Raw genomic sequence first — 3289 nt, 5'->3', positions numbered from 1 at the left:
GTGCGGGAATACTTGCTATTTTTAGGCGTTAAGCCCGGTCATTATTTTACTAATTGCCAGTAGGTAAATCGGATTCGAGACGCCTAAAAAAGCGGAGTCTCCTTGTTTATCCGGGATAGCACTGAGCGTCAACAGGCGCAGGGAGAGCAGCGGGCCAGTGAGGAGCGCTTCGCCAGGGTCTTTGAGGTCGCCCCGACCGCCATCGTCATTGCCCGGGTCCACGACTCTCGCTACATCGACGTCAACCCCGAGTTTCTGCGTCGGAGCGGCTACCGCCGTGAGGAAGTGATTGGCCGTACCCCGTTTGATCTCAACGTCTGGGTCGACCCGCTCGAACTTGAAGATGTGGGACGAACGCTCCAGAAAGAAGGGAAAGTGCTCAGCCGCGAGGTGCAGCTCTACCGGAAGTCCGGCGCGGTGTCCGATTCGCTCGTGTCAGTCGTCCCAGTGATGATTGGTGGAGAAGTCTGTACGGTGACGCTGCTGCGTGACATCACCTCGGAGAAGCAGGCGCAGCGCGTCCTGGCAGAAAGCGAGGCGCGCCACCGCCAGATCGCGACCCAGCTGCAACGGACGCTGGACCTGTCCCTCGACCTGATCAACTCGATCGACGCCGAGGGGAGATTCGTCACGATGAGCGCGGCCTGTCAGCAGATCCTCGGCTACACGCCTGAGGAGTTGATCGGCCGCACGTACCTCGACTTTGTCCATCCGGATGACCGGGCCATCACGGCGCAGGAAGACGAACACATCAGCGCAGGGCAGGCGACGACCACCTTTCAGAACCGCTACCTCCACAAGAACGGCAGCGTGGTGTGGTTGGAGTGGTCGGCTGTGCGTCTGCCGGACGACCCATTGATCTACTGCGTGGCGCGCAACGTGACCCAGCGCAAAGCGGCCGAGGAAGACCAGGCGTTCCTGGCCGCCATCGTTCAGGCCAGCCATGATGCCATCCTGGGTTTGACGCTCGACAGCACCATCCGCGCCTGGAACGCGGGAGCCGAGGAGCTCTACGGCTACACCGCGACTGAAGCCATCGGCCAGCCGATGGCCCTGATCGTCCCGCCGGAGCTTCACGCTGAAGAAGCCGAGATCCTGAGCCGCACTGGGCAGGGTGAGCGCATCGAACCCTTCGAGTCGGTCCGAATCGCCAAAGATGGTCACCGGATACCGGTGTTCGTCACGGTATCGCCGATCCTGGATGCGGCGGGACGGGTGATCGGCATCTCCAAGATCGGGCAGGACATCACCTTGCGTCAGGCGGCGGAGTTGGAGATCAGGACCCTCAATAAGGACCTCTTGCGGCAGGTCGACTACGTCACCAGCCTGCGCAAGATCGATCAGTCGATTGCGTCAAGTGCCGATCCAAGTCTCACCCTGGGCCTGATTCTCGACAATATCCGTGAGCAACTCGGCGTGGACGCGGCCACCGCGCTCCTGATCAACCCGGACACCTTGACCCTCGACTACGCCGCCACCCGGGGATTCAGTATCAGCGTCCTGCAGGGCACGGCTATGAGGCTCGGTGTGGGACTGGCCGGTCAGGTGGCCCTCAACCGCCAACCGCTCAGTGTGCCGGACCTCGACAGCGTCCCGGTCTTGCCCGACTGGCGCGAAATGATTCAACAAGAAGGCCTCACAGCGTACTACGGCGCGCCGCAGATCGCCAAGGATCAGGTGGTGGGGGTCATCGAAGTGCTGCACCGCCAGCCGTTGCCCCTCTCGCCCCCATGGCTGGAGATGCTCGAGACCCTGGTGGGCCAGGCGGCCATCGCCGTGGATAATGCGCGGCTGTTTGAGGAGCTGGAACGCAGCAATCTGGAGTTGCGACTGGCGTACGACGAGACCATCGAAGGCTGGGCGCGGGCGCTGGACCTGCGGGATAAGGAAACGGAGGGGCATTCCAGACGTGTGACCGAGATGACGGTAGCGCTGTGCCAGCGCCTGGGAACCTCGCCCGAGCAGTTGGTGCATGTGCGCCGGGGCGCGCTGCTGCACGATATCGGCAAGATGGGGCTCAGAGACGCGGTGCTGCTCAAGCCCGGCAAGCTCACGGACGATGAGTGGGGGTCAATGAAGCAGCATCCCCGTCACGCCGTGGAGTTGCTCTCACCGATCAAGTTCCTACGCCCGGCGCTGGACATTCCGCAGTACCACCACGAGAAGTGGGACGGGAGTGGGTATCCGGTGGGACTCAAGGGCGAGGCGATTCCCCTGACGGCCAGGGCATTCGCGGTGGTGGACGTGTACGACGCCTTGACGAGCGACCGGCCGTACCGTCGTCAGGCCTGGAGCAGAGCGCGCGCCCTGGAGCACATCAGGAATGGGTCCGGTACCCACTTCGATCCGCAGGTCATTGAGGTCTTCCTCCAGTTGCTTGGTGCCTGAACGAGTGATCTTAAAGAGCGCTTGAGTCCGCGAAGCAAGGGGGAGACCTGAGCGCTACCATTGATTCTCAACCAAGCCATTTGTGCGGCGGATTCAGGTTGCTCATGGATCAGTAAGCCCGGAGCTCTTCTTCTGTGAAGGCAACAGGATGAGACTCGCTCAGACTCCACTCCGCTTTCCTTCTCAACTCCCCATGGACATCGCGCAGCCCCAGGATGCCTTGAAGTCCGAAAGCTCGGATGACCGTTTGTAAGACGGCCTTCCGGGCTTCTGGATTCTCACCCTGACCGACGAAACGCATGGCGCACTCGGAGATCACTTGGGTGCGGTTGAGGTCGCTCAGGAAAGTCTGGAGTTGGCACACACTCACCTGGAAAGTACTGAACCCTTCCGGGACGTTTCCTTCTTCGGTCCATTCAAGCGTGTTCAGTGACGCATCCACGATCTGCACAGGTCATTGGTGGCGTTCCAGAGCATGAACCAGTCGAGCGTGCAGATAATCAGCGGTCCGGTAGCTGAACAACTCCGCCAGAATCTGAGGAAATGGACGGTCGCTGCCCTCGTCTCTGGGGGCGGGTGGATTCATGTCTGAATTGACCTTGAAAATCTGGTCTTTATCTGGATGTGACTGTTGTATAGCACGGCCCTCCTCGTCAGGATGGAGGTGTCAAAGCCGAAGGTTGGATCCATCAGTCAAGTCTGGATGCCTAGGGCGGCCGCGACTGGTCAGTGTGGCGGTAAGTCACTGTTCGTCCGGCGATGAGCGCAGCAACGTAAGAAACGGCTAAGGTAGTGTGGGTCAGTGGAATGAACCCCCTCGAGCGGACCAACGGCCAAGCCACTTCGCCCAGACCAGCCGCTAGGCTGCTCACAGCGCGAAGGAGCCTCAATGCCAGGACGC

At 61.0% G+C, this 3289-nt stretch carries 2 protein-coding genes; one reads left to right on the top strand and one right to left on the bottom strand.

All coding sequences use genetic code 11. From position 1 onward, the window contains the following. The first annotated feature begins 102 nt into the window (after window positions 1-102). The gene (locus tag GUI70_RS22335) at window positions 103-2388 is read left to right on the top strand and encodes a PAS domain S-box protein (protein ID WP_161884473.1); all 2286 of its coding nucleotides are present in this window, start codon (window positions 103-105) and stop codon (window positions 2386-2388) included. A 109-nt stretch (window positions 2389-2497) separates the two neighbouring features. Here GUI70_RS22335 and GUI70_RS22330 read toward each other — a convergent pair whose 3' ends face one another. Further along, the gene (locus GUI70_RS22330) at window positions 2498-2839 is read right to left on the bottom strand and encodes a hypothetical protein (RefSeq protein ID WP_161884472.1); all 342 of its coding nucleotides are present in this window, start codon (window positions 2837-2839) and stop codon (window positions 2498-2500) included. Window positions 2840-3289: the final 450 nt, after the last annotated feature.

It is taken from the genome of Deinococcus alpinitundrae (assembly GCF_009982895.1).
Classification (GTDB): Bacteria; Deinococcota; Deinococci; order Deinococcales; family Deinococcaceae; genus Deinococcus; species Deinococcus alpinitundrae.
Note: the sequence above shows the minus strand (reverse complement) of the source record. Positions and strands in the feature narration are given on the sequence as shown.